At 60.2% G+C, this 25,314-nt stretch carries 19 protein-coding genes, 1 tRNA gene, 2 rRNA genes and 1 pseudogene (1 of these 23 running past the window's edge); 14 read left to right on the forward strand and 9 right to left on the reverse strand.

Going from position 1 to position 25,314, the window contains the following annotated elements; all coding sequences use genetic code 11:
- From ACTG2G_RS13520 to ACTG2G_RS13540, 5 genes are all read left to right on the forward strand, one after another.
- A 23S ribosomal RNA gene (locus tag ACTG2G_RS13520) occupies positions 1-881 on the forward strand; it begins 2,009 nt to the left of the window's first position.
- 123 nt (positions 882-1,004) lie between these two features.
- Positions 1,005-1,119: ribosomal RNA gene (rrf, locus tag ACTG2G_RS13525) — 5S ribosomal RNA — on the forward strand.
- Between the two features lie 97 nt (positions 1,120-1,216).
- A tRNA-Asp gene (locus ACTG2G_RS13530) sits at positions 1,217-1,293 on the forward strand.
- 409 nt (positions 1,294-1,702) lie between these two features.
- Positions 1,703-2,020, forward strand: coding sequence for a PTS system regulator TmaR (tmaR, locus tag ACTG2G_RS13535; protein ID WP_005336024.1), 318 nt, complete (start codon positions 1,703-1,705; stop codon positions 2,018-2,020).
- 208 nt (positions 2,021-2,228) lie between these two features.
- On the forward strand, positions 2,229-5,312 hold the full coding sequence (locus tag ACTG2G_RS13540) for a transglycosylase domain-containing protein (protein ID WP_429204269.1): 3,084 nt from the start codon (positions 2,229-2,231) through the stop codon (positions 5,310-5,312).
- 109 nt (positions 5,313-5,421) lie between these two features.
- Here the strand turns inward: ACTG2G_RS13540 and yidA are convergent, their stop codons facing one another.
- From yidA to ACTG2G_RS13560, 4 genes are all read right to left on the reverse strand, one after another.
- Complete coding sequence (gene yidA / locus ACTG2G_RS13545; protein ID WP_421348307.1) at positions 5,422-6,231, reverse strand: sugar-phosphatase; 810 nt, start codon at positions 6,229-6,231, stop codon at positions 5,422-5,424.
- 114 nt (positions 6,232-6,345) lie between these two features.
- Positions 6,346-8,013, reverse strand: a complete 1,668-nt coding sequence (locus ACTG2G_RS13550) for a DUF342 domain-containing protein (RefSeq protein WP_421386736.1) — start codon at positions 8,011-8,013, stop codon at positions 6,346-6,348.
- A gap of 255 nt (positions 8,014-8,268) precedes the next feature.
- On the reverse strand, positions 8,269-9,417 hold the full coding sequence (locus ACTG2G_RS13555; RefSeq protein WP_421386615.1) for a competence/damage-inducible protein A: 1,149 nt from the start codon (positions 9,415-9,417) through the stop codon (positions 8,269-8,271).
- Positions 9,418-9,470: 53 nt separating this feature from the next.
- Positions 9,471-10,709 carry an HD-GYP domain-containing protein gene (locus ACTG2G_RS13560; RefSeq protein WP_421386616.1) on the reverse strand — a complete coding sequence of 413 codons (1,239 nt, stop codon included), beginning with the start codon at positions 10,707-10,709 and terminating at the stop codon, positions 9,471-9,473.
- A gap of 144 nt (positions 10,710-10,853) precedes the next feature.
- Between ACTG2G_RS13560 and metA the strand changes: the two genes are divergently transcribed.
- Positions 10,854-11,801: a homoserine O-succinyltransferase MetA gene (metA, locus tag ACTG2G_RS13565; RefSeq protein WP_421386617.1), complete on the forward strand. Its 948-nt coding sequence runs from the start codon at positions 10,854-10,856 to the stop codon at positions 11,799-11,801.
- Here the strand turns inward: metA and ACTG2G_RS13570 are convergent, their stop codons facing one another.
- Complete coding sequence (locus ACTG2G_RS13570; RefSeq protein ID WP_216980033.1) at positions 11,802-12,320, reverse strand: cyclin-dependent kinase inhibitor 3 family protein; 519 nt, start codon at positions 12,318-12,320, stop codon at positions 11,802-11,804.
- 143 nt (positions 12,321-12,463) lie between these two features.
- Here ACTG2G_RS13570 and ACTG2G_RS13575 point away from each other — a divergent pair, with 143 nt between their 5' ends.
- Positions 12,464-12,934: an Lrp/AsnC family transcriptional regulator gene (locus ACTG2G_RS13575; RefSeq protein WP_005336001.1), complete on the forward strand. Its 471-nt coding sequence runs from the start codon at positions 12,464-12,466 to the stop codon at positions 12,932-12,934.
- Between the two features lie 90 nt (positions 12,935-13,024).
- On the opposite strand, the gene ACTG2G_RS13580 is transcribed toward ACTG2G_RS13575, so the two are convergent.
- Positions 13,025-14,989 carry an LTA synthase family protein gene (locus tag ACTG2G_RS13580; RefSeq protein ID WP_439985533.1) on the reverse strand — a complete coding sequence of 655 codons (1,965 nt, stop codon included), beginning with the start codon at positions 14,987-14,989 and terminating at the stop codon, positions 13,025-13,027.
- Positions 14,990-15,248: 259 nt separating this feature from the next.
- Here ACTG2G_RS13580 and ACTG2G_RS13585 point away from each other — a divergent pair, with 259 nt between their 5' ends.
- The gene (locus ACTG2G_RS13585) at positions 15,249-15,506 is read left to right on the forward strand and encodes a DUF2442 domain-containing protein (protein WP_005335997.1); all 258 of its coding nucleotides are present in this window, start codon (positions 15,249-15,251) and stop codon (positions 15,504-15,506) included.
- Here the strand turns inward: ACTG2G_RS13585 and ACTG2G_RS13590 are convergent.
- Positions 15,503-15,763, reverse strand: coding sequence for a hypothetical protein (locus tag ACTG2G_RS13590; RefSeq protein WP_439968996.1), 261 nt, complete (start codon positions 15,761-15,763; stop codon positions 15,503-15,505). The genes ACTG2G_RS13585 and ACTG2G_RS13590 overlap by 4 nt on opposite strands.
- Here ACTG2G_RS13590 and ACTG2G_RS13595 point away from each other — a divergent pair.
- Both ACTG2G_RS13595 and ACTG2G_RS13600 read left to right on the forward strand, forming a co-directional pair.
- Positions 15,752-17,718 (forward strand): annotated as a pseudogene (locus ACTG2G_RS13595) (TonB-dependent copper receptor). The gene ACTG2G_RS13590 and the pseudogene ACTG2G_RS13595 sit on opposite strands and share 12 nt — an antisense overlap.
- A gap of 109 nt (positions 17,719-17,827) precedes the next feature.
- Entirely contained in the window at positions 17,828-19,456 is a 1,629-nt protein-coding gene (locus ACTG2G_RS13600; RefSeq protein ID WP_421386624.1) for an alpha-amylase family glycosyl hydrolase, read from the forward strand.
- A gap of 83 nt (positions 19,457-19,539) precedes the next feature.
- On the opposite strand, the gene ACTG2G_RS13605 is transcribed toward ACTG2G_RS13600, so the two are convergent.
- The gene (locus ACTG2G_RS13605) at positions 19,540-20,979 is read right to left on the reverse strand and encodes a RimK family protein (RefSeq protein WP_144713921.1); all 1,440 of its coding nucleotides are present in this window, start codon (positions 20,977-20,979) and stop codon (positions 19,540-19,542) included.
- Positions 20,980-21,165: 186 nt separating this feature from the next.
- On the opposite strand from ACTG2G_RS13605, the gene ACTG2G_RS13610 reads away from it, so the two are divergent.
- From ACTG2G_RS13610 to ACTG2G_RS13620, 3 genes are read left to right on the forward strand one after another with little or no spacing between them, the layout of a single operon-like run.
- On the forward strand, positions 21,166-21,687 hold the full coding sequence (locus tag ACTG2G_RS13610) for a GNAT family N-acetyltransferase (protein WP_106844032.1): 522 nt from the start codon (positions 21,166-21,168) through the stop codon (positions 21,685-21,687).
- A 31-nt stretch (positions 21,688-21,718) separates the two neighbouring features.
- Complete coding sequence (locus ACTG2G_RS13615) at positions 21,719-21,964, forward strand: DUF3624 domain-containing protein (protein WP_076493290.1); 246 nt, start codon at positions 21,719-21,721, stop codon at positions 21,962-21,964.
- A 56-nt stretch (positions 21,965-22,020) separates the two neighbouring features.
- Positions 22,021-22,767, forward strand: a complete 747-nt coding sequence (locus ACTG2G_RS13620; protein WP_421386627.1) for an SDR family oxidoreductase — start codon at positions 22,021-22,023, stop codon at positions 22,765-22,767.
- A 61-nt stretch (positions 22,768-22,828) separates the two neighbouring features.
- On the opposite strand, the gene ACTG2G_RS13625 is transcribed toward ACTG2G_RS13620, so the two are convergent.
- Positions 22,829-24,301 carry a C69 family dipeptidase gene (locus ACTG2G_RS13625; protein WP_439985534.1) on the reverse strand — a complete coding sequence of 491 codons (1,473 nt, stop codon included), beginning with the start codon at positions 24,299-24,301 and terminating at the stop codon, positions 22,829-22,831.
- A 473-nt stretch (positions 24,302-24,774) separates the two neighbouring features.
- Here ACTG2G_RS13625 and ACTG2G_RS13630 point away from each other — a divergent pair, with 473 nt between their 5' ends.
- The gene (locus ACTG2G_RS13630; RefSeq protein ID WP_019446593.1) at positions 24,775-25,230 is read left to right on the forward strand and encodes a hypothetical protein; all 456 of its coding nucleotides are present in this window, start codon (positions 24,775-24,777) and stop codon (positions 25,228-25,230) included.
- Positions 25,231-25,314: the final 84 nt, after the last annotated feature.

Consider the following 25,314-nt stretch of genomic DNA (forward strand, 5'->3'; position numbering starts at 1 on the left):
CCGTGAAGATGCGGTGTACCCGCGGCTAGACGGAAAGACCCCGTGAACCTTTACTACAGCTTGGCACTGAACATTGAACCTACATGTGTAGGATAGGTGGGAGGCTTTGAAGGCGTGACGCCAGTTGCGCTGGAGCCGTCCTTGAAATACCACCCTTGTATGTTTGATGTTCTAACGCAGGGCCCTGAATCGGGCTCGCGGACAGTGCCTGGTGGGTAGTTTGACTGGGGCGGTCTCCTCCCAAAGAGTAACGGAGGAGCACGAAGGTTGGCTAATCCTGGTCGGACATCAGGAGGTTAGTGCAATGGCATAAGCCAGCTTAACTGCGAGACGGACAGGTCGAGCAGGTACGAAAGTAGGTCATAGTGATCCGGTGGTTCTGAATGGAAGGGCCATCGCTCAACGGATAAAAGGTACTCCGGGGATAACAGGCTGATACCGCCCAAGAGTTCATATCGACGGCGGTGTTTGGCACCTCGATGTCGGCTCATCACATCCTGGGGCTGAAGTCGGTCCCAAGGGTATGGCTGTTCGCCATTTAAAGTGGTACGCGAGCTGGGTTCAGAACGTCGTGAGACAGTTCGGTCCCTATCTGCCGTGGGCGTTGGATGATTGAAGGGAGTTGCTCCTAGTACGAGAGGACCGGAGTGAACGAACCTCTGGTGTTCGGGTTGTCACGCCAGTGGCACTGCCCGGTAGCTAAGTTCGGAATCGATAACCGCTGAAAGCATCTAAGCGGGAAGCGAGCCCTGAGATGAGTCATCCCTGACCCCTTGAGGGTCCTAAAGGGCCGTTGGAGACCACAACGTTGATAGGTGGGGTGTGTAAGCGCGGCGACGTGTTGAGCTAACCCATACTAATTACCCGTGAGGCTTAACCATACAACACCCAAGAAGTGTTCTAAGGCTTGTAGCAAATACCAAGCGAACTACTCAAAATTCAGTGATAGTGACAAGCCAAGCGAAACATCACTACTCACGTCAGCTTTCTAGATTAAGAATTTGCCTGGCGGCCATAGCGCCGTGGAACCACCTGATCCCATGCCGAACTCAGAAGTGAAACGCGGTAGCGCCGATGGTAGTGTGGCATTCGCCATGCGAGAGTAGGACACTGCCAGGCACCCAATTAAACGGTGATGTGAAGAATCACGTCACTGGCTGCGAGGATGACACCTCATAAGAAGCGGCAACCAATTTAGCGCAAGCTAACCGAATGCGGAGCGGTAGTTCAGTCGGTTAGAATACCGGCCTGTCACGCCGGGGGTCGCGGGTTCGAGTCCCGTCCGCTCCGCCACTAATTTGAAGGCCTTCCCAGATGGGAAGGCCTTTTTGCTATGGGTGGTTTTGTCCAGTGGCCACAGATTTGTACGCAAGAATCAACACAAAGCCCGGTTTCATAACCGGGCTTTGGTGTTTTTAGCGTGTTAAACAGCCAGTGTTAGCATTTATCTGCAGGAAGAGAACTAAAACCCTGTCATCTCCTCCATTTTCTATCTATATCAAGCCCTTATCTGATGAATTGCTGGCCATTTTAACTGGTTTACTTTTGGCCAAACTCTGTTCATGGCGCGCGATTAGGGTTGTATCTCGTTTATAACTCGGTAGAGTAAGGGCATCTTGAGTTTGCCTGTCCCGCGCCGAGTTTGCCGGGTTCCAGGTGTAACTTGGCCAGTTTTTATCAACCTTAAGTCAGTGGTATCGATATGGAACAAGTAAACAAGTCCACCTTCAGCGATGTACTGGAATATGTGCGTATGTCCCGTCGCCAGAACAAACTCAAGCGTGAAATTGCGGATAACGAGAAGAAGATCCGTGACAACCAGAAGCGCGTGCTGCTGCTCGACAACCTGAGCGACTACATCAAGCCGGGCATGAGTATTGATGATGTGCAGGCGATCATCGCCAACATGCGTGCCGACTATGAAGAGCGCGTGGATGACCACATCATCAAGAACGCCGAGCTTTCCAAAGAGCGTAAAGAGCTGAGCACCAAGCTGAAGGGCATGAGCTCTCACAAATAAGCGTTGCGCTTTCGCTTAAGAGACACCGGCCACTGGCCGGTGTTTTGTTATCAGCTCTGATCTCTGCCACTCCTGCAACAATCGGCTCCCCTTTTTAGAATTGCCCTGTTACCATCACTACAAAGCGGTCAATAGTTTCAAGCCATTGACTTGAAAAGACTAAGCTTGAGTGAAACACAATAAATTGCGCAACCATGGTGGGGCTGATATGGGCGCATCAGAACAGACGGATTTGACACAAGTGGCATCTCAAGATTCATCTGTCCAGACCTCGGACGGGAACCCAAAGCGCAAGCGTCGTCCCTGGTGGCGTTGGCTGTTCTGTTTTCTCTTTTTATTTTGCCTGGGGGCGGTGATCGCTCTGGTTGGCTATGAGATGAAAACCTCGAAGCTGCAATCTCAGGAGATCTCCCGCTATGCCGCCAAGCTCACCTATCAGGTCGAGCCAGGCCAGAGCAAGCAGATCGCTTTCCCTGAGGATGGCCCGTTCGACAAGCGGCTCGGCTATGTGCAACTGCCGATGATGCAGGAGCGTTTGCTTCAGCGGGGCTATGAAGTCAGCAAGCAGGTGCATTTCTCCGACGCGCTCTATGACTACGCCAGTCGTGGCTTTTTCGTGCCCTATACCGAGAAGGTGCAGGCCGGACTGACGCTGCACGATTGCCGTGCCGAGCCCTTCTATCAATTCAAGTATCCGACCCATCACTATCCGGATTTTGACTCCATTCCGCCTCTTGTCATCCAGTCGCTGCTCTTTATCGAGAACCGCGACTTGCTGAGCAACGAAGAGCCGTTGGCCAACCCGGCGGTCGACTGGCCCCGTTTTGCCAAGGCCGCGCTTTCTCAAGTGGGCAAGGCGCTCGATATGCAGGATCAATCTGCCGGTGGCAGTACCCTGGCGACCCAGGTGGAGAAGTATCGCCACTCGCCGGATGGCCTGACCCTGTCGCCGACCGAGAAGATCCGTCAGATGGCCTCTGCCAGCGTGCGGGCTTATCGTCTCGGGCCGGAAACCCTCGAAGCGCGCAAACTAGTCGCCTGGGCCTACCTCAACTCGGTACCGCTCTCGGCTGCGCCGGGATATGGTGAAGTGCATGGTCTGGGAGATGGTCTCTGGGTCTGGTTTGGTGCCAATGTTGATGACGTGAACCGTCTTCTGGACCCCGCCCGCAACCAGAACACACCGCTGGCCGAACAGGGGCTTGCCCTGCGTCAGGTCGTCTCGCTGATGATTGCGCACCGCCGTCCCTCTTACTATCTGGCTCAAGGGCGAGAGGCATTGGCTACCCTGACCGACAGCTACCTGCGCCTGTTTGTGCAGGAGGGAATGATCACGCCACCTCTGATGGAGGCGGCGCTCAAGGCCAAGATTACGTTTCGTGACTTCCTGCAGTCCCCGGCTATCACCCGGGTGAACAACAACAAGGGGTTGCAGGTTGCCCGTACTCGCCTGAGCCGTCAGCTCGGGGTGCAGCTCTATGACCTCGACCGGATGGATCTGACCGCCGATACCAGCCTCAACATGCCGTTGCAGAACGAAATCTCCCGTTATCTGCAACAGCTGGCCGACCCGACGTTTGCCGCTCAGGTAGGGCTGTTTGGTGAGCGCCTGCTCTCGCCGGAGAAGACCGGCGATGTGCGCTACAGCTTCACCCTGTTCGAGAAGTCGCCGGAAGGGTTCAAGGTGCGGGTGCAGACCGACAACACCGATCAGCCGTTCGATATCAACGAAGGTTCAAAGCTGGAGTTGGGCTCAACCGCCAAGTTGCGGGTGCTGACCACCTATCTGGAGATCGTGGCCGAGCTGCACGACAACTATGCCGGGATGCCGGTCGAGAATCTGCGCAAGCTGGCTGCCGTCTCTCAGGACAACCTCAGCCGTTGGGCCATCTCCTATCTGATGACGGCTCAGGACAAGAGCCTGCCTGTGATGCTGGAAGCGGCGCTGGATCGTAAATACTCCGCCAGCCCCAACGAAGGGTTCTTTACCGGTGGCGGCATGCACACCTTCAACAACTTCCGCCGCGAGGATAACAATCGTATTCCGACGTTGCGTGACTCTCTGCGTGAGTCGATTAACTTGCCCTTTGTACGGCTGATGCGCGATATCGTGCGCTACAGCCTCTACAAGGAGGGCAACCGTGCCCAGTTGCTCAAGGATGACAAGGATCCCCGTCGTCAGGAGTATCTGGCCAAATTTGCTGACAAAGAGGGCCAGACCTATCTGCTGCGCTTCTGGCGCAAATATCGCGGCAAGACTCCCGAGGAGCAACTCGATACCTTCCTCGACGGTCTAAAGCCGAGTGCGGTACGTCTGGCGGCGGTTCACCGCTACCTGATGCCGGAAGCCAGCGAAGCTGCATTTGCTGCCTTCCTGGCGGAGCGGTTGCCGCGGGAGAAGTTGAGCGCCAAGCGGGTCAATCAGCTCTACGTCAGCTATGGCCCGGGCAAGTATTCACTTCCGGATCAGGGCTACATCGCCCGGGTTCACCCGCTGGAGCTGTGGCTGCTGGCCTATCTCAAGGAGTTCGACAAGGCCACCTTTGCCGACGCGGTGGCGGCCAGTCGTGACGAGCGGCAGGAGGTCTACAGCTGGCTGTTCAAGACTCGCCATCGCAGTGCTCGTGACAGCCGGATCCGCACCATGCTGGAGGTTGAAGCCTTCCTCGATATCCATCAGCGCTGGGCCAAGCTCGGTTATCCGTTCGACCATCTGGTGCCTTCGCTGGCGACCGCTTTGGGTAGCTCCGGCGACCGCCCGGCAGCACTGGCCGAGCTGATGGGGATTATCCAGAATGGCGGTGTCCGCTCGCCAACCCTGCGTATCGAGCACCTCTCGTTCGCCAAGGGGACGCCCTTCGAGACCGAGTTTGAGCCGCAGCACACCGAGGGTACCCGGGTGATGCCAGCAGAGGTGGCGGCCGCCCTGCGCAGTGCGCTCTCCAAGGTGGTCGAAGGGGGCACGGCAAGACGTATCGCCGGTGCCTTTACCTTGCCGGACGGCACTGTGCTGCAGATGGGGGGCAAGACCGGAACCGGGGATAACCGGATTGAAACCGTGGGTCGTTATGGCAACGTGACCAGCTCGCTGGCGCGCAACCGCACCGCGACCTTCGTTTTCTATCTGGGTGAGGATCACTTCGGTACCCTGACCGCCTATGTACCGGGTAGCCAGTCTGACAAGTTCAGGTTCACCTCGGCGCTGCCGGTGCAGGTGCTCAAGGGGATGGCTCCTCTGCTGACGCCTTACCTGCAACCGGGCTCCCATACTCAGTGTCTGGCGAACCAGTGATGCGAGCGAATTACCGCTCATCACGCAGATAACTGACCAGAAAAAACGGGGAGGCTGACAGCCTCCCCGTTTTTATTTCCTCATCGGACGCAGCAGCGCTCGATTGCGATCAGGCATTCAGTACGAACTGCTCGATCACCTGAGCCACGCCATCTTCATCGTTGCGGGCAGTGGTGTGCTGGGCGAGAGCCTTGATCTCGTCGGTGGCATTGCCCATCGCCACACCGAGGCCTGCGTATTCGATCATGTGGCGATCGTTGCCCGCATCCCCGACGCAGATCACCTGATCGGCGGTCAGGCCTAAGTGCTCGGCCAGTGCGGCCACGCCTGTTCCCTTGTTGCTCTGCTTGTTCATGAACTCGAGGAAGAAGGGGGCGCTCTGTACCACGGTATAGCGCTCATAGAGCTCTGCAGGCAGTCGCTCGATGGCGCGGGAGAGCTGGGGCGGCTCGTCGATCATCATCACCTTCATGATCTGTTCGTCGGCAGGCAGGTTGGCGAAGTCGATCAGATTGATCGGCATGCCGATCAGGCGGGATTCGTGCTCGGTGTAGGTGCTGACACGGGGACTGATGAGGCCCTGGGTGACCGAGAAACCATGGACGTTCACTTCCAGCTCGTCAGCCAGTCTGGCGACGGCGCTGGCGTCACTGCCGGTCAGCAGCTGGCTGCGGATGATGCGCTGATCAGCCACCTGTTGCACCAGAGCGCCGTTGTAGCAGATGACGTAGTCATGCTCTGTGGTGAGGCCGAGCTCTTCCAGATAGCGGCTCATCCCTTCCAGCGGGCGGCCGGAGGCCAGCACAACGGTTACCCCTTTGGCGCGCGCGGCACTGATGGCGGCGTGGGTGCGGGGAGTAATCTGGCCCTGCGGGTTGAGCAGGGTGCCATCCATATCCAATGCGATCAGCTTGTACATCTCTCACTACCTGAGTCTGGGTGGCCCGCCCGGTGGGGCCAAGGAAGTGGCGAGTGTAGCGAAAATCGGCGGCGGGATCACGGCCGGTTCAGCGATGGGGCCGTGCCGGTTGAGCTATTTGTGTCCCTCGTAAGGGGTCATCTCCAGGGTTTCATCATGGATGGTCAGGCGGGTAGGGCCTCGGGTGATGGTAACCTTGCGTTTGAAGCTGGCCATCTCGACCTCGATGCCGGAGTAGAGGTGCTGGGTGGCAATGACCTCCATCTGAGCCATCAAGTTTCGCAGCTCCTCCTGGTTGGCGGTGAGCTGCTCATCGAGCTGGGCCAGTTCGGCCAGCTGATGGTCCCGGATCGGTTTGAGCTTGCGCAGGGTATCCGGATTGCGCTTGTCGCTGGGCAGTTGCAGCAACTTCATGACCAGCTCCTTGATTTTCTCCAGCTGGGCCTGACACGCCTGCTGGCGCAGCTTGAGCTGGTGTTCCTGCTCCTTGTGGGTGAAGTAGCCGCCAAGGATCTGCAGCCGGGTATGGTTGGCGGCCTCGGCCCCCAGGCTGGGTGCCATGATCAGGCGATTGGCAATGCTGGTGCCCCCCAGCAGAGTGCCTTTGCGCATGTTGCTATCGCCCACCTTGATATCTTGTCCGCTGCGGGAGTAGCAGTGGCTGAGCTGGCTCTGGATCTGGATATCCCCCCCTGCTTCCAGCTGGGCATACTGGGCGTAGCTGGCGTGGATCTCCCCCTGCGCATTGAGCTGGCAAAGGTACTCTCCCTGCTCGTTGCGGCGGCCAATGATGCCGTGGCGTACCGTGATGCTGCCTCCAGCTTCGATCCAGCCCCCTTCGATAAAGCCGCCAATCACGATGTCACCGCTGACCTTGATCTTCATGCCCGGGTTGACGTCGCCGCTGACGATTAAGCCCCCTTCAAAATCAATGTGGCCGTGGCGGGCATCCACCTGTTTGACGCTGAGTACCTCGTCCACCTTCATGCCTGCTTTCTCCTGACAGGGCAGGCCAGCCCGACCGGCAATCAGCAGGTCTGGATCGTCGGGGGAGATAAAGGTACCCTCGCCAGCACTCATCGGGCTGTCTTTGCCATCCTTGGCGGGCAGGTCCTGACCGGTCACGGTAAAACCGGGCACCCCGACGGTGGCTGGATGGCGGCGCATCAGCGGAGCGCCTGCCTTGACGGTGACGATGGAGCCGAGATCCCGCAGATCGACCTTGCCATGCCCCAGCTCCTGCGGTTTGAGGATCCGTTCGGCCGGGGTCTCCACCAGCCGCTCATAGCGAGTGTCCTGACCATTGACGGCAGGCTGGCCGTTGGCAATCACCAGCTTGAGCTGACTGCCGGGGGCGGCCTCCTTGGCTGACTGGATGGCAGCGGTGAGCAGTTGCTCACTCACCCCCTGTTTGATTTCGCTGATGGCGATCGCCTCTTTCAACTGTTCCAGCGTCACATACTTGCCACCCCAGTCGGCAGTGATCTGGGCGATGGCGCTCATGCGATCCTTCTCCACTATTACGGCGAGTCGGGCATCCTGACGCTTGCCGACAGGGATGGGGTTGGCGGGAACGGGGGCGGCAGGGTTGGTGAGCAGGGTATTAAGCAGGCTGATAGCCTGTTTGATCCCCTCGGGCAGCGGCTGATAGCGGCGACAGTTGGAAGCGAGCAGCAGAGCCTGCACATCCTGTTCCGTGACAGGTTTGGTGAGACCGGCGGCAATCCGCAGGCAGACCAGTTCCATATCGCTTGATAGCAGCAACCACTCTTTGCTTAACACCGCATCTCCTTGCTGGATGAAAACGGAGCGATCGGCTCGCTCCTTTACTGTCATTTAATCTCTCAATGATTAATAAAGCGAGTCGCCAACCCTGAGAGTGGGCAGTATTCAGATATTTCCTCTGAATGGTCAATGAATTGAAGTCAAATCGGTGATGGCGGCCAGATAAATGTGGGCGCTGTTTGGAGACGGAGTGAAAAGGCGGATCGCAGCGCCAGCGACATATGGTCGCTGGCAGGGGAATGGCGGTTCTTATCAGCTGCGCTGGGCTGTTCTGGCCAGGGTGAGGTAATCGCCGAGTACCGGCTCACCCAGCATATGGCGGCGCAGCATATCGAGGGCGGCAAAGGCGAGGATCTTGCGGCGGCTCTCCGGGTCGGGGTGGCTGACCTTGACCGTCTGACCGATGTGCATGCCATCGGCGCTGAGCAGCAGTGGCACCCCCTCTGCACCCTCTCGCCCAATGGTCAGTTGCAGGCCTGCATCGGTGGTCGGCAGTTGTGCCAGCTCATTGGCCAGTTGCGTACTGAAGTTGGCCTCCAGCCGGGGATGGCCGTGACAAAGCGCCAGCAGGGCGCCGCCACTCTCTCCCTCCAGCAGAGCCAGCGGTTTGTCTTGCAGCAGCGCCAGGGTCTGCAGCGCCGGTTCAGTATCTCCGCTGCCAACCAGCCAGGGGTGGATCGTATCCAGCAGTCGGCGCTTTGCACTCTCCATGTCAGCGGTACTGGCGCCGTGGCCGATCAGTTTCAGCTCGATAAGGGGCATGGAGGAGCGGTAACCCAGCTCAATACCAGCTGGCCAGGGTTCGGCATCCAGCATATCGCTGAGCGCTGACTCCGAGACACCGAAGGTGTAAAAGCGACGCAGCTCGGTATCGACTTGTGCCCCGGCCAGCTGTTTGAGGCGCGGCAGAATTTGCTCGCGCACCATCTGTTTGAACTCGAACGGCACGCCCGGGGTGAAGAAGAGCTGACTCTGGCCACTTCGCACCACAAAGCCGCAGGCGGTGCCGACCGGGTTGTCGAGGATTTCGCTCCCCTGTGGCAACCAGGCCTGTTTGGCATTGCTTTGTGCCATGGGGCGACCACGGCTGGCGTAGCGCGCTTCGATGGTAGCGAGCCAGTCGGGGAAGAGGGTGAGTGGCTGGTCAAAGGCCTCGGCGGCGGCCTGAGCGGTGAGATCGTCGGCAGTGGGCCCGAGTCCGCCACACACCAGCACCACCTCGGCGCGGCTGGCACTCTCTTGCAGCACAGTTTTCAGGTCGGCGAGGTTGTCACCCACCGTCAGGCGACGGCGCACCTGCCACCCCTGTTCCAGCAGCAGGGCGCTGAGCCAGGCGGCATTGGTATCCACCACCAGACCCGTCACTATTTCGTCTCCGGTACTGATGATCTCGATACGCATGGCAGGCTCCTTGGATTAAACGGGTGGCAACGGTTGGCCTCGAGCCAACACAATCAGGCTTTATTGTGTTCGAAGTAGTAGCTGATCCGGGTACGCGGATTGAGGTACTCGAACACGGCGGGCGGCAGCCGTTTGGGGTGGATCACTTTGGCGATCGACAGTTCGGCTTGCTGCAGGTCGATGATGGCGGCTTCCTGACGGGGAATGCGCGGATCGTAGACCAGCACCGAGGGGTAGAGCAGGCGGGAAGCGTTGACCGACATTACCAGTCCCACCTGACCGTTGGAGAGTTGCACCACGCTGCCGGGGGGATAGATCCCCATCAACCGGATCAGCATGCTGAGGTACTCCGGATTGAACTGCGCCTTGCGCTGCTTGTAGAGGCCGCTCAGGGCTGAGTAGGGCACCTTGGCCTGCATGTGGCAGAGGTTATCGTACTCGTTGATCAGCGACACCATCTGGGTCAGCGGATCGAGCTGGCCACCCTTGAGCCCTTCCGGCCCGCTGCCATCGAGATATTCATGGTGATGGAGCACGATCCCCTTTGCCTCGGCCGGGAAATCCTTGGCCAGATTGAGCAGATCCAGCCCGTAGCGCGGGTGCTGGGCCATCAGGTTTTGCTCCGGCCTAGTGAGCGGCTCGGTCTTGCGCAGGATCTGGCTCGGGATCTTCAGTTTGCCGATATCGTGGAACAGCGCCCCCATACCGATATGGCGGATCTGGTCGGCCGACATGTTGCACTCCTTGGCCAGCAGCATGCTGAGTACGCTGACGTTGAGGGAGTGGAAGTAGAGGTTGTTGCCATCCTCGCTGTCGGAGACCAGATGGAGCACCATCTCGTCCACCGAGAGCAGCTGTTCTGTCATGGCGTTGACCAGCTCCTGCGCCTCGCCGATGGCATTGAGGGGGCGGGACTGGAGCTTGCTCATCACGCTGCGCACCTGGGCCAGCGACTGCTGAAACTGTTTCTCGCACTGCTGCAGGTTGCGACGATACTGCTGCAACTGCTCGATGCGGCGGTCCTTCTCCTGCTGCATCTGAGCCTGGCGCTGGGCGGCGTCTGCGCTCTCTTGTGGTTGAGGCTGTACCTGATTGAGGGGCTTGGGCGGAACGTCGCTCTTGTCGGGAATGATGGTGACCAGTTTCAGACCGAGTCGGCGGATCAGCTCGATCTCCTCTTCATTCTTGATCTTGAAGCTGGAAAACAGGAACGGGTGTTCGCGCCACCCCAGTGGCAGGGAGACATAGTTGCCGACTTGCAGTCGATCTACGGAAATCTTGATACCGGTCATTATCTTGGATGCAGGGGAGATACTGAGCCGTATGCTAGTCAAAGGCGAGAGTGAATACAAAAGGTATCTGATGACAGGGTGGGAGCTTTATTATAGGCTTCTGGATGTCCAGACATATTTACCGATGCAGTACAGGGAGTAAGCATGCCGATCAAGATCCCGGATCAGTTACCCGCCGCCGAAGTGTTGGGGCAGGAGAACATCTTCGTGATGACGGAATCCCGGGCCGTCACCCAGAACATCCGCCCGCTGCGGGTACTGATCCTCAATTTGATGCCCAAGAAGATTGAGACCGAGATCCAGCTGATGCGGATGCTCTCCAACTCGCCGCTGCAGGTGGATGTGGATCTGCTGCGCATTGATGACAGGGAGTCAAAGAACACGCCGCAGGCCCATCTCGAGAACTTCTATCACGACTTCGAGCAGGTGCGTGGCAACAACTACGACGGCATGATCATTACCGGCGCGCCGCTCGGGCTGGTGGAGTTCGAGGAGGTGGTCTATTGGCCGCGTATCGTCGAGATCATCGAGTGGTCCCATCAGCATGTTACCTCCACCCTGTTCCTCTGCTGGGCGGTGCAGGCGGCGCTCAAGGCACTCTACGGCATGGAGAAGCAGACCCGTGGCGAGAAGCTCTCCGGTGTGTATCATCATCATCGCCTCGATGAGCACGAACCGCTGCTGCGCGGTTTCGATGACGAGTTTGTCGCGCCCCACTCCCGCTATGCGGCGTTTGATGGCGATTTGATCCGCGCCCAGACCGACTTGCAGATTTTTGCCGAGTCAGAAGAGGCGGGGGTTTATCTGGCGGCGACCAAGGATTGTCGTCAGGTGTTTGTCACCGGGCATCCGGAGTACGACGCCCTGACTCTCGATGGGGAGTACCAACGGGATCTGGCGGCGGGCCTTGACCCGGCTATTCCGGTCAACTACTACCCGAATAACGATCCGGGCAAGACCCCGCGCGCCAGCTGGCGCAGCCATGGTCATCTGCTGTTTGCCAACTGGCTCAACTACTACGTCTATCAGCTCACCAGCTATCGGGTGGAGGATATCGGCAAGGTCTTCACCTATGACCAAGGGGGCAAGTAGTCAGTCGCCCAGCTCCAGCCGCTGGGCCAGCTGGTCGAGCCATTGGCGGTGGCAGGCCAGGGTAAACGCCTTGGGTCTGTGGGCCTTGATAGCGGCCATCGCTTCTTGCTGTGGCTGGCCGAGGGTCATCAGCAGCGCGGCGGCGACCAGACCGGTACGACCGCTGCCCCCTTTGCAGTGGATGACCAGATGTTTGCCATCCCCCAGCAGCTCGCGCAGCTGCGGCAGCGCCTGTTGCCAGGCGGCCTCGAAGGCTGCATCGGGTGCCAGATCATCCTCGATGGGCAGGTGGAGCCAGCGCATTCCTTCGTGCTCGACCTGCTGGCCGAGCTGCGCCAGTTCGAGTCGGGTCAACTCGGCGCTCGTCATCAGGGTCACCACCCCGTGGGCACCGGCCAGCCGCAGTTGATCGAGCGCCAGGGTCAGCGGCACCTGCTGGGTGCCGGGGCAGGGGGTCAGCAGCAGCTGACCGTCGACACGGGGAACCTCAAGGCTCCAGAAGGGGTGATACGGGTGCATGGCGGATCCTCGCGTGGTGGCCGCAGGGTTGCGGCCGGTGAATGGCGCCAAGGATAGGCGGGGCAGGGGGGATGTCAATGGCCGTTGTGTTTACCCCGGTTTACGGGCAGAGTCTAAAAAATTGAGCGGTTCAAGGAGTTAAGATGAGAAACCTGGATCAACTGGATTTGGATATCCTGGCCCATCTGTTTCGGGATGCGGGCATGACCAACAAGGATCTGGCCGCGCTGGTGGGCGTTGCCCCCTCCACCTGTCTGGAGCGGGTGCGCAAGCTGCAGCAGGATGGCGTGCTCAAGGGAGCGCACTGCGAAGTGGATTATCAGGCCCTCGGTGGCCACATTCAGGCCATGGTCTCCCTGCAGTTGGCCCGCCACAGCCGCCAGATCATCGATGCCTTCCGAGATGCCATTCTGGCGCTGCCCGAAGTGATCAGTCTGTTCCACATGGGGGGCAAGGATGATTTTCTGGTGCACCTGTGTGTCTCCGATACCGAGCACCTGCGCAACTTCGTCTTCGATCACTTCACCTCCCGTGAGGAGGTGGTGCACCTCGAAACCTCGCTGGTATTCGAGCACAAGTTCAGCCGCTCCCTGCCTTGCTTTCCCCAGCCATAACGGCCAGTGGGCCGACAGTCTGAATAGATGGAAAAAACCGCCAGCTGGCGGTTTTTTCATTCTGCTATCGGCTGAATCTGCACGGGTGGCTCAATTGGCGGCGGTGCGTTCATCCTTGGCCGTCTGATAGAGACTCTTCTGATAGGCCATGCTGCCCCACAGGGCCAGACCAAGCGCATCCTCCTTCAGGGCGTCCGGCTGCGCCGCCAGGGTCAGCTTCTCGCTGGCATTGTCGTAGACATAGCCTTCTGCCGCCCGCTCCGGTTGCAGGATCACCACATCCTTGCCGCGCATCAGGGCGAAGTTCTTGTCGTACTGCATGATGGCGCGCCCTGGCCAGTCGGCAGGCATGCGGGTCAGATCCTTGCCGAGCATGGGGTAGTCGGCACTGATCCCCATCAGGGAGAGCAGGGTCGGCGCCATGTCGATCTGGCTGACGACGCGCGGATCTTTTCTCGGCACTATGCCGTCGCCCACGATAACCCCCGGAATATGAAAGCGGGGGATGGGCACCAGACTGGCGCCACCGACCCGGCTGTCGTGGTCGGCGATGACCAGGAACAGGGTGTCCTGCCAGTATTCGGACTGTTTCGCCCTCTTGAAGAACTCGCCGATGGCGTAATCCGCATACTTGGCCGCATTGTTACGGGTCTGTTTGGGTTGCTCGAAGAGTTCGATGCGGTTGTCCGGGAATTCGAACGGATCGTGGTTGCTGGAGCTGAACACCAGACTGAAGAAGGGTTTGCCCTCTTTGTGCAGCGCCTTGAAGGTTTCGTCGGCCTTGGCCATCAGATCCTCGTCGGAGGCGCCCCAGGAGCCCTTGAACACCGGATTGTCGAAATCCTTCTGCTCGACGATGGTGGTGAAGCCGTTGCCGAGGAAAAAGCTGCGCATGTTGTCGAAGTGACTCTCGCCGCCATAAATAAAGCTGGTGTCATAACCCCGCTGTTTGAGCAGATCCGCGATGGTGAAGAAGTTGGTCTGGCTCTTGCCGAGTTTGACCACCGACTGTGCCGGGGTCGGCGTGAAGCCGGTTAGTACCGCCTCGATACCACGCACCGAGCGGGTGCCGGTGGCGTAAAGCTGCTCGAAGGCCCAGCCCTGCTGCGACAGGGCGTCGATGTTGGGGGTAAGCGGCAGGCCGCCGAGGGAGCCGACAAACTGGGCGCCCAGGCTCTCCTGCAGCAGGATCACCAGATTCTTCGGTTTACCCTGGAAGCTCGCCTCGTTGAAGGTCTGGCTGGGCAGCAGATCTGAGTTGAAATCACTGGCCGAACGGCCACTCTCCTTGCGCATGACTTCGAGCACCTTCTGAGGGGTCATCTCGCCGTAAAACTGGCCGGCATCCTCCTCGGCGCCCATCTGTTTGATGGCAAAGAAGAGGGAGTAGGCGGAGTTGACGGTGAGCGAGTTGACCAGCGGATCTTCGGCAAAGGCGACCATAGCCGGGTTCAGGGCGCGGTGGCCGAGACTGGAGCGGGCACCGAGAAAACCTATGGCCAGAATGAGCAGGGCGAAGGCCGGACGCAGATACCAGCGGGGGAAGCTGAGGCCATGCACCAGACGGCCGCTCAGCCACCAGCCACCGGTCAGCACGGCGCCACTGAAGAGTACCGCCAGCAGCAGTTCGGCCTTGCGGCCCGCCCACAGCATGGCGAACACCTCTTTTGGATAGATGAGGTACTCCACATAGAGACGATTGGGGCGTAATCCGTACTCATTGATAAAGGAGGGGGTGGAGATTTCGAGAAACAGCATCAGCCAGAGTCCGACGGTCAGCCACACTCGCATCAGTTGCAGCCAGCCGCGACCGATGGCATGGGGGCCTGCCAGCAGCAGAGTGAGCATGGCGGGGACACCCCAGACCCAGCAGAGGGTCGCAAAGTCGACCCGGATCCCTTGCAGCAGCATCTCCTGCCAACCGGCCACGGCATCCACCCGTTCCAGTTGCCAGAGACCGAGGGCGATTCGGCTGAAAGAGAGAGAGAAAAGCGCGAGCGCGCAGAAGACGGCGAAGGGCCAAAACGGGCCGAGTCGCTGTTTTAGAACTGTCATGTTTGTTCCTGAATGAGACTGTAAACGTCTGTCCACAGACGTTTTTTTAGTTGTTGTGAGGTTATGACAGATCGAATTGGTTAAGGTTGCATTCAAGTTTGTTAAAAGTCGGCATTAACACATTTATCATCTAAAGATGTGATGTCGCGCCACTAATGAGCACAGCATAATCTGCTGGGTAAAATGTGAGCTACAGCGTGTATGGATGGAGCGCTGGTGTTTATAATTGCCGCGAATTATCTCAATCGGAGCCGAAGGGATGCCGGTCTTTATCGATGTCGAGTATGTGCGGGGATGGCGCCTGTTTCTGGTGTTATCGGATGGCACCACGGGGGTGCTGGATCTGACCCCCTGGCGAACCCAGCCGCTGTTTGCAAAGCTGGAGAGCGAGCGTCACTGCGCCCGGGTCTTCATCAACCGTCACCACCAGCTGGAGTGGCCCGTCGGATGTACCTTGTCAGCCCATGAGGTCTATCACCTCATCTCTCCCATCGATGAGCGGGAAGCCTTCAGCTAATCCCCATTTTTTGTGAGCCAACGCCAGATTCCTGTTACTGGAATGTTTGCCCGTTTGCCTTTCTGAGCCAACTTGGGTAAAACCTGCGCAACATTTTGCCAACTTGCCTTCGCTTCACCTGACAGAGGCTTGCCGCTTTCGCGCCGCAGGCCTTTTTTGCGGCCTGATGGCAAACCTTTCCCTAGCTGAAAGGTTTGATTGGTTGAATGAAAATAACAAAACAAACAAATACATAAGGAAAATGTATGGCTTGTCATATGCGCCCCCCCCTTGCCCTGCTGGTGGGAGGGCTCGCCTGTCACGGCGCCGCCGGTCAGGAGCCGGTTCAACAGCTGGATCCCATGGTGGTGGTGGCAACACGCCCCGCCAGCACACTTGAAGTGACGCTGGATCCCAAGAAGCCCGGTTCCCCCATGCCCGCTGCCGACGGCGCCGGTTATCTGAAGAATGTCACCGGCATGAGCATGGTGCGCAAAGGGGGCTCGGTGGCGACCCTGTGCTGCGGGGGATGGGGATGTCCCGCCTCAACGTGCAGATGGATGGCGGCATGCTGGCCGGTGGCTGTGGCGGCCGAATGGACCCGCCCACGGCCTATGTGTTCCCCCAATCCTTTGACCGGATCCGGGTGCTGAAGGGGCCGCAATCCCTCGAGCAGGGGGCAACCCTGGCGGGAACCGTGCTGTTTGAGCGGGACCGGCCAGAGTTTATGGCACCGGGCTTCAAGAGCGACGCCTCGGCCCTCTTTGGCAGCTTCGGCCGCGATGACCAGATGGTCGACATGACGGCAGGCTCGACCGACGGTTATCTGCGTGGTCAGTTTACCCACTCCGACAGTGACGATTACCGCGATGGCCACGGTGACAAGGTGCGCTCCTTCTATCGCCGCGAGAACGGCACCGCCCAGCTGGGCTGGACGCCGAGGGAGCACACCTGGCTGGAACTCACCGCCGAGCGCAGCAACGCCCGCGCCGCCTATGCGGACCGCACCATGGATGGCCCCATGTTTGATCGCGAATCCTTCGGGCTGAAGCTCAAGCAGGAGCAGGTCACCACTCACTGGCAGCGCAGCGAGCTGACCCTGTGGGACAACTACATAGACCACATCATGGACAACTTCAGCCTGCGGCAAAACAGCAGCACCAAATCCCTGAGCAACCCTGATCGCCGCAATACCGGCGGCCGCTGGGCCAACGATATCGCCCTTCCTGCCGACTGGTTGCTGACCGCCGGGTTCGACAGCAACCGGGATCAACACAGATTTCGCAAGGATCTGGATTATGCTGACAAGCCACGTCAGCGCACCCTGCGCTTCGAGCAGCAGGGTGGCTTTGCCGAGCTGGGTCGTCAGCAGGGGGCTCACAGCTACAAGGGCGGTTATCGTCAGGATAGGGTCGAGACCACCCGCTATGGCGCCGGTGAACAGACCCTCTACAGCGATACCCTGAGTCTGAACAGCGGGTTTGGCCGCTACGAGTACCAGTGGTCGCAACGCTGGTCCAGCTATCTGGCGTGGGGGCAGGCAGAGCGGGCGCCGGACTACTGGGAGCGCAGCAAGGACAGCACCCCGTTCACCCTCAACCCGGAGCGCAGTCGCCAGTGGGATGCGGGGTTGGCTTTGCGCAGCCGCGAGCTGGACCTGACCCTCTCCCTCTTTAGCGCCGATATCAAGGACTACCTGCTCTACAACAGCAAGTCGAACAAGGTGCGCAATATCGATGCCCAGACCCGGGGTGGCGAGCTGGAGGGGCGCTGGCAGTTTGCCGAGCAGTGGCGTCTCGATGGTGGTTTGGCGGTGGTCTACGGCGAAAATCAGAGCGACAACAAGCCGCTGGCCCAGATGCCGCCGCTTGATGGCAAGCTGGCATTGGGCTGGCAGCCGGACGAGGCGCTGAGCTTTACCTTGCTGGGGCGCGCGGTGGCGGCGCAGGATCGGGTGGACGTCGGTTCCGGCACGGTCGCGGGTCAGGATCAGGGGGAGACTCCGGGCTTCTTCACCATGAACCTGAGCGGCGCCTGGCAGTTTGCCAAAGGGTGGCAGCTTTCGGCCGGGGTGGACAACCTGTTCGACACCTTCTACTACGAGCACCTCTCCAAGTCGGTGCACAGCAGTCAGGCCGGGCTGGGCTACGAGCAGAGCGGCCGCATCCCCGAGCCGGGCCGTTCCTACTGGCTCTCGCTCAACTACCGTTTTGCTTCGGCAGGGGTGCTATAACCAGTTGAGTCAGATAACGTTTTCAGTCACAGACACCGCTGTGTGAGCATCGCTATCATGGTGAAAAACAGGCGTATCAGACGCCTGCTCTCACAGCGGGAACATAACAATGAAACAGGGAACGTTACGCTATGGCGGCCTGCTCGGGGCCGCCCTGTTACTTGCGGCTTGCGGCGGCAGCGGTAGTTCAGGTGGGGAGAGTTCTCCCCCCGTCGTCAATCCGCCGGTCACCCACCCTCCGGTTGCCACGGCCAGTCGAGCCTGCTATGGCGACGATCAACCCGCCTGCAACCTGCGCATCTATCAGGTAATGGTGGAGTCGTTTGCCGATGGTGACGGCAGTGCCAACTACGGCGTCGGCTATGGCCCCTCCCAGCACAACGGCGATCTGCAGGGGATCATCGACAGTCTCGACCACATCAAGAGTCTCAACGTCAACGCCATCTGGCTCACCCCGGTGTTCGACTCCTGCGCGGGGCAAGGCGGCGATAATAAGCTCGATGCCACCGGCTACTTCGCCTGCGACTTTTTTACCGTGGATCCCAACTTTGGCAGCAATGCCAAGCTCAAACAGCTGGTGGATGGGGCGCACCAGCGCGGCCTCTATGTCTTCCTCGACGGGGTGTTTGGCCACGTCAACAAGGTGGGGGTGAGCAAGCCCTCGCCAGAGGGGCGTCTGCCAGCCCTCACCAGCGGCGGTGCGGGTTATCCCGGCCAGCTGGTGGATTACAGCAAGCCGGAGAGCCTCGCCTACTTCAAGGAGGTCGCCCGCTATTGGGTCGAGCAGTACGGCATCGACGGCTGGCGCCTCGATCAGGCCTATCAGCTTGGGCTGGATGATTGGCGCGCCATTCGCAGCGAGGTGGGGCAGGCCAGCGCAGCGCGCAAGGCGGCAGGGCAGCAGTGGGGTACCCTCGGCTACATGGTGGGCGAGGTGTGGAAGGGGGCTGACGACATTCGCGCCCAGGCTTACGGCAGCAGCGACAATCCGGCACTCTCATCTGCGTTCGACTTCCCGCTACGCTACGGCATCGTGCAGGCGCTGGCGGTGGAGGAGTCCGGCAAGGGCGGGCAGGGGGCCAGCGTGCTCGATGCCAGCTGGAACAAGGTGGAGAACTACCCAAATCACGCCATGCCGAACCTGATGCTGGGCAACCACGATCTGGTGCGTTTTGGTGATCTGCTGGAGCGTGGCAACTTCAAGTCGACCGAGTACTGGCAGCGCCACAAGGCGGCCTTCAGTTTCCTCGCTGCCCGCTCCGGCCCCATCACCTTCTACTATGGCGAGGAGTTTGGCGACGAGGTGCCGGGCTTTGCCGCCAAGGTCGGCGTTGACTGTGCGGCACAGGGCTTGTGCGACGATCATGTGGCCCGCAGCGATGGCAAGGTGCCCGCTGTCACCGGCTTTGTGCCGGGTAGCGAACAGGCCGAGTTGAAAGAGTGGCTGGCCCAGCTGCTGGCGATGCGCGCCGCCCACCCCGCCCTCTATCAGGGAGAGCGAGTCAAACTGGTGGCCGATGGCAGCCTCTATGGTGACATCAAGCAGACGGCGGGGGAGCAGATAGTCTACCTGCTCAACCTCTCCACCACGGCGCTCAGCTACAACCTGCCGACGGGCAAACTGCGCAGCGGCAGCGCGCTGGTGGATCTGCAAAGCGGCGAGAGTCTGGCCATCGGCGGCAGCAGCGTAACGGTGGAGATACCGCCCTTGAGCGGGCGTTTCCTGCGTCTGCAATAAGACAGCCGCAGCACGCTTTGATATGAGAGAGGGCCCCTTCGCGGGGCCCTCTCTGTCATTGGGGGCGACAAGGTCAGGACCGGTTATACGGTGGTCTGGCCCCGGTTTTCCAGCCGCTGGCGGAAGGCACGGGCCAGTCGCTCGTAGAGATCCTGCGCCTCCTTGTCTTCGATATCGCCGCGGATCCAGGGGTTGTCGACGATCTCCAGCAGCACGCAGTCGCGCCCCTGCTGGCGCAAATCGAGCCCATAGAGGCCATTGCCAAGTTGATGCACTGCACGGCGAGCGGTCTGCAGTACCCGCTCCGGCACCTCGTTAAGCGGCAGCGCCTCGATGCGGCTCATATCGAGGGGGTGCTTGCGGCGGCGAATGCGGTTGCCGGGTTCGGGCCGGTAGCGGCGGCAGGCGAACAGCGGCGAGCCGTCGAGAAAGCCGATGCGCCAGTCAAACTCGGCGGGGATCCGGCTCTGCACCAGCAGCAGGGCGGAGCGGCCCAGCCCCTCGTCCAGCAGGCGGGCCAGCTGTTGCTCGTCGCTGGCCATGGCGAGATCGCGCCCTTGCGCCCCGTCGGGCACCTTCACCATCAACGGCAGGCCGAGCCGCTGTACCAGCTCATCCACATGGTGGCGGCCGCGGCGGGTGACCACCATGGTGGGCGGCATGGGCACGCCGCTGCGCACCATCAGCTCGTAGAGGTAGAGCTTGTTGCTGCAGGCGAGGATGGCGCGGGAGCTGTCGATCACCGGCATCTTGAGCTGTTCGGCACGGTGGGCAAATTCGAAGGTGTAGTGGCCGACTGCGGTTTCGGCACGCAGCCAGAGGGTGTCGAACTCCGGCAGCCGCTCGATGGCCGACGGTGGCAGGATCTCGGCCCGGATGCCCTGGGCGGCGGCAGCTCGGATAAAGCGCTCCAGCGCGAGCCCGTCACTGCTGGCACGGCCGTCATCGGGGTCGACCAGAATGGCGAGCTGGTAGAGCGGCGCCGCCTGCTCCTCGTCACCGGTCCCCACCAGTGCCTGGGCGTGGTGCAGCATCAACTCTTTCTCGCTTGGGCTCAGCTCCAGCGGTGACAGGCTCTGCTGCTGGCGCACCGACCAGCCGTGGCGGCCGCGCTTGAGGGTCAGCTCCTGCAGCGGCAACTGGCTCAGGCCATAGTAATAGCGCGCCAGCCCTGCCAGCTCGTTCTGTTCACACTGGCCGAAGATGGCGCGTACTCTAATCCGATCCTCGCTCTGCTGGGCCAGCCATCCCTGCGCCTTGCGCCACAGCTTGGCCGGTGGCTGCTGGGGTTGCAGTCGGCTGATGGCTTGCAGACCCGGCAGGCAGTGGTGGCCGCGGGCCTGGGCCAGCAGCGAGCAGTAGTAGCCTGCGCTCAGGTGCTCCAGATTGCGGCAGAGGTTGATGATGCGGGGTCGGCCGCCGGTAGTCGGCACGCCATGTTGCAGATAGGTGCGGGCGGTCAGCAGATAATCGGCATGGCAAGGCCAGTCGCCCAGCTCTTCGACGATGACATAGGTACTCATATTTTCGGCTCCACAGATCAGACTGCCTGAACAGGCAGGATCCCCAGTGGGCTTCGATGCACCGACAAGCACGACAATGGCGCGAGGGGAAACAAGAGGTTACAGTGCCTAATATGACGCCTTGGTAACTTGTGATACAAGTCGCATTTTTGGTGCTGAGGATAAATAACCGAACAAGGACTCCCCGTGTTGACCGTACGTGCGGCCCGAACCGATGATCTGGGCGCCATCGTGAATCTGGAACGCTACTGTTTTCCTCCCGAAGTCGCCTTTGGCCGCAGCCGCTGGCACTATCTGCTGGCCCATGCCAAGGGGCGCACCCTGTTGCTGCTGGACGAGAAACATCAGCTGATGGGCTATCTCTGCCTGCTTGAGCACAGAGGCTGGGATCGGCTGGTCATTCAGGCGCTTGCCATCCGCTGGACGGTGCGCCGTCTGGGCTGGGCCCGCCGTCTGCTGGAGCAGGTGATCCGCGAGGGCAAGGCCGCTGGCTGGGGGGCGATCCGGCTGGAGGTGGCGGATGCCAACGAAGAGGCGCTGGCGCTCTATCAGGGATTGGGATTTCGTCCCCAGCAGCGGCTGGCGGACTACTATGGCCGCGACCAGCACGCCCACCGGCTGGTGCTGCCGCTGGTGAGCGACGAGGAGCGTGAGCGGCGCAGAGTAGCTCGCACTCAGGCGCGCAAGCCATCTTCACAGGCCAACTGACCGTATTGAACAAGCAACATCGAGGAGCTGGATGAGCTGCGACAACTGTCTTGCCACCGCCATCAGGGCCAAGCTGGGGCGCTGTCCGGTCTGCGCCGGCCAGACTTTTGTCATCGGCCTGAGTGGCTGGCTGGTCTGGTGGTGGTGCGGCGCTGATACCTCGGTCAACGCCCTCACCGGCCTGCTGTTTGCGCTGGGTGGCTCGGGCTTGTTGCTGCTCCATCTGGTGGTATTTGTCTGGCGCAAGGCGACCGGACGTGAATTGAGCGATGAATGAATCTTAATAGATTCAAAAAGATAAATAACAATATCGGTGTAGATATGGAGGTTCAGATGATTGCAATGGTAACGGGCGCCTCGTCCGGGTTTGGTGAAGCCATCAGCCGCCAGCTGGTGCAGGCGGGGTACAAGGTGATCGGTACCGGTCGCCGCGCCGAGCGGCTGGCTGCGCTGGCTGACGAGCTGGGCGAGCAGTTCCTGCCGCTGGCGTTCGATGTGCAGGACAAGGCGGCTACCCGCACCGCCATCGCCGCTCTGCCAGCCGCCTGGAGAGAGGTGGATCTGCTTGTCAACAACGCCGGTCTGGCGCTGGGGCTGGAGCCGGCCCACAAGGCGGATCTGGAAGATTGGGAGCAGATGATCGCCACCAACATCAGCGGTCTGACCCTGCTCACCCGCCTGCTGCTGCCGGGCATGGTGGCGCGCAATCGCGGTCACGTCATCAACATCGGCTCCATCGCGGGCACCTACCCCTATCCGGGCGGCAACGTCTACGGCGCCACCAAGGCGTTTGTGAAGCAGTTCAGCCTCAACCTGCGCGCCGATCTGGCGGGCACCGCCATCCGCGTCACCAACGTGGAGCCGGGCCTGTGCGGCGGCACCGAGTTCTCCAACGTGCGCTTCCACGGTGACGATGCCAAGGCTGCGACCGTTTATCAGGGGGTGGAGGCGATCCAGCCGGAAGATATCGCCAATACCGTGCTCTGGGTGAGTCAGCAACCGGCCCACGTCAACATCAACAGCATCGAGATCATGCCGGTGGCCCAGACCTTCGGCCCGCTCAATATCAGCCGCAGCTGATCGCTGCATTGGCTGAAACGAAAGAGGCTCCCGTGGGAGCCTCTTTGCGTTGGCGAGCCGATTACAGGCTCATGATCTTCTTGAACTCCTCCGGCGAATACTTCTTCTCGGTGCGCTTGGTGAGATCCGTCATCAGCTTGTAGCGCAGCGTTTTGGCCATCTGATAGGTCTGCTCCAACTGGCCATAGGAGTAGTCGGCAGCCAGCCCGATGGCGGTAGCCTTGTCGCTGGTATAGGCCTGCTTGAGGCTCTTGTCGAGCAGCGCCACCTCCTTGTAAAGCTTGTTGCTCTCCTTGCTCCAGACGCCGCGCAGCAGCGGCAGGTACTTGTCCGGATCGGCGCTGGCCAGTGCGGTCAGGCTGCGGAACTGCCAGTAGGCAGAGTCATCGGAGTAGCTGTCGCTACCGGTGCGATAGGGCAGGGGGTAGGACTCCAGGGTGTTGTAGAGCGGCACCATCACGGATTCGGCCAGCACGCCATAGCTCTGCCAGATGAGCCCCTGCAGCTCTTTGGGCATCTCCTTGCGCAGCTGGATGACGTGGGATTCCAGCTGGCGATCGATGCGGATCGGCCGCTCCGCCTTGCCCGCCAGCGGCGTGCCCTCATAGGTGGCGCTCAGCAGTTTGGCTACGTCCGGCACGGCGATGGGGGCATCCGGCTTCATAAAGAGCGGATATTGCGCCTGCCGGGTCGGCTGCGGGTGGCTGGCGGTCAGCATTTTCTGGCCGAGCCACTCCCGATCCACGTTGTACGGGTCAGCGATGACCCCGAACGCCTTGGCGAAGTTGAACTCTTTCGGATCGGCGTTATCCAGCAGTTTGTGTTCGCGTACAAACTCCAGCAGCTTGGGCGAGTGCAGCACATCGGCGCTGTCGAGATTGACGCCGTGGATGCGTAGGCCGTTGGCCACCATGGCATAGCTGTCGTCCGGCACCCGCACCGCAATCCAGTGGTGGCCGGAGCCGATCTCCATCAGCCAGGCCTCGTTCACATCCGCCAGATAGAGGCTGTTGCCTTCACCGGCGCCATATTGCTCTACATAGCGGCCAAGCAGCTCGACCCCCTCTTTGGCCGTCTTGGCCTGCGGCAGGATCAGGGTCGGGATGATGGCTTCAATCACTCCCTTCTCGATCAGCGGATCGGCTTTCTGGGCCTTGTCGTTGACCTCGGCACTAGTGGTGGCCGAAATGGCGACGTTGAACTCGTTGATGCCGCGCTCCTCGTAATACTTTCCGTCCGGGTCGCTGGACGTCGCATCCCAGTCACGAATGGCTGAGTAGGCGAAAAACGCCTTTGGCATCGGCACTTCCAGCCCGTTACCCAGTTTCCAGACCTTGCCCTCGTTCTGCTGCGCGGACCGGAAGGCGAGGTACTTGTTCCAGTTGTTGACGCCAAAATCCTCGTTTCTGGCGATCATCACGCTGCCATCGGCACTGGCCCCCTTGCCGACGATAAGGCCGGTACAGGCGTCGGCACTGGTGCCAAGCAGGGTGAGCAGGGTAGCGGAGAGAAGACTCAAGGTGTGTTTTTTCATAGATGTACCCGAAGGGTTGCGGTGAGTGAGAGTCAGGCGAGGGGATGAGGTGTGGGGAGGCTGCAACTCCGAACTGGCAGCGGAGTGAGCACGACAGATTGGTCTGCCTGTTATTGGTTTTTCGAACAGATCATCCATGACACGGCTGGCTGGTTGTGATGTGCGCCAAAATTGTATTCCTGAGTGGTTGTTTATTTTGTGATCGAGCTGCTGTTCCTGACTTTTCTCTGGCGTCGTGGTGCGCGGACGGCGAAATGTGCCAAAACAGCGTGGGCAGGCAGCAGATGAGTCATGATTCTGACGCCTGCTTGCGAGGGATGCGTGGTGAGATCCGCCATATCTCTGGAACTCGCACTATCTGACAAGTTGGCCTGTAACTTGCTGGTTTAATTGATAATGGTGGGGCCTGACGCCCCATGTGACCGGATCAGCCTGTGCCCATTGCCGCAGATGCGCACCGAATTGGAGCCCCCATGGATATCAAACCCTACAGCCAGCAGCTTGCCCAGAGCGCATCCAACAACCGTGCCCTCGCTACCCTCAACAGTGCCAGTAGCGGCGGCCAGGGCGGTGGCTGGGAGGAGATGGTCAGCCTCTCCACCCAGCGCATGACCGGTCAGGCCCAGCAGGTGCTGACCTACGAACATCTGGCCAAGAACAACAAGTTGCCGCCGGCGCTCGATATGAGCTCCGACAAGGGGGGCGTGGTGCAGCAGCTGGTGGACAAGGCGCTTGGTTTCGATCGCAAGAAGTTCAACGAGATCGAAGAGAAGCTCAAGACCATCGCCGATAACAAGAAGCTGACGCCGGAAGAGCGGGCGGAGCAGAGCAAGCCGCTCAACGAGCAGCGAGAGGCGATGCTCAAGGAGGCGATGGATCGCCTGACCGGCAAGAAGAGCTCATCCAAAGATGAGGCCAAAACTGCCTGATCCTGCCGCTGTTCTGAGATCTACCCGGTCGGCACCGATGGGCCAGTGTCGACCGCCTATGGGCAAGCTTCTGCCACCTCTTTT

The organism is Aeromonas sp. 55A (assembly GCF_051919665.1).
GTDB classification, from domain to species: domain Bacteria; phylum Pseudomonadota; class Gammaproteobacteria; order Enterobacterales; family Aeromonadaceae; genus Aeromonas; species Aeromonas veronii.

What these genes read in the sequence shown, in the direction of transcription:
- tmaR (WP_005336024.1), top strand. Translation starts at nt 1,703, where the DNA reads ATGGAACAAGTAAACAAGTCCACCTTCAGCGATGTACTGGAATATGTG.
- ACTG2G_RS13540 (WP_429204269.1), top strand. Translation starts at nt 2,229, where the DNA reads ATGGGCGCATCAGAACAGACGGATTTGACACAAGTGGCATCTCAAGAT.
- yidA (WP_421348307.1), bottom strand. Translation starts at nt 6,231, where the DNA reads ATGTACAAGCTGATCGCATTGGATATGGATGGCACCCTGCTCAACCCG.
- ACTG2G_RS13555 (WP_421386615.1), bottom strand. Translation starts at nt 9,417, where the DNA reads ATGCGTATCGAGATCATCAGTACCGGAGACGAAATAGTGACGGGTCTG.
- ACTG2G_RS13560 (WP_421386616.1), bottom strand. Translation starts at nt 10,709, where the DNA reads ATGACCGGTATCAAGATTTCCGTAGATCGACTGCAAGTCGGCAACTAT.
- metA (WP_421386617.1), top strand. Translation starts at nt 10,854, where the DNA reads ATGCCGATCAAGATCCCGGATCAGTTACCCGCCGCCGAAGTGTTGGGG.
- ACTG2G_RS13570 (WP_216980033.1), bottom strand. Translation starts at nt 12,320, where the DNA reads ATGCACCCGTATCACCCCTTCTGGAGCCTTGAGGTTCCCCGTGTCGAC.
- ACTG2G_RS13575 (WP_005336001.1), top strand. Translation starts at nt 12,464, where the DNA reads ATGAGAAACCTGGATCAACTGGATTTGGATATCCTGGCCCATCTGTTT.
- ACTG2G_RS13580 (WP_439985533.1), bottom strand. Translation starts at nt 14,989, where the DNA reads ATGACAGTTCTAAAACAGCGACTCGGCCCGTTTTGGCCCTTCGCCGTC.
- ACTG2G_RS13585 (WP_005335997.1), top strand. Translation starts at nt 15,249, where the DNA reads ATGCCGGTCTTTATCGATGTCGAGTATGTGCGGGGATGGCGCCTGTTT.
- ACTG2G_RS13590 (WP_439968996.1), bottom strand. Translation starts at nt 15,763, where the DNA reads ATGACAAGCCATACATTTTCCTTATGTATTTGTTTGTTTTGTTATTTT.
- ACTG2G_RS13600 (WP_421386624.1), top strand. Translation starts at nt 17,828, where the DNA reads ATGAAACAGGGAACGTTACGCTATGGCGGCCTGCTCGGGGCCGCCCTG.
- ACTG2G_RS13605 (WP_144713921.1), bottom strand. Translation starts at nt 20,979, where the DNA reads ATGAGTACCTATGTCATCGTCGAAGAGCTGGGCGACTGGCCTTGCCAT.
- ACTG2G_RS13615 (WP_076493290.1), top strand. Translation starts at nt 21,719, where the DNA reads ATGAGCTGCGACAACTGTCTTGCCACCGCCATCAGGGCCAAGCTGGGG.
- ACTG2G_RS13620 (WP_421386627.1), top strand. Translation starts at nt 22,021, where the DNA reads ATGATTGCAATGGTAACGGGCGCCTCGTCCGGGTTTGGTGAAGCCATC.
- ACTG2G_RS13625 (WP_439985534.1), bottom strand. Translation starts at nt 24,301, where the DNA reads ATGAAAAAACACACCTTGAGTCTTCTCTCCGCTACCCTGCTCACCCTG.
- ACTG2G_RS13630 (WP_019446593.1), top strand. Translation starts at nt 24,775, where the DNA reads ATGGATATCAAACCCTACAGCCAGCAGCTTGCCCAGAGCGCATCCAAC.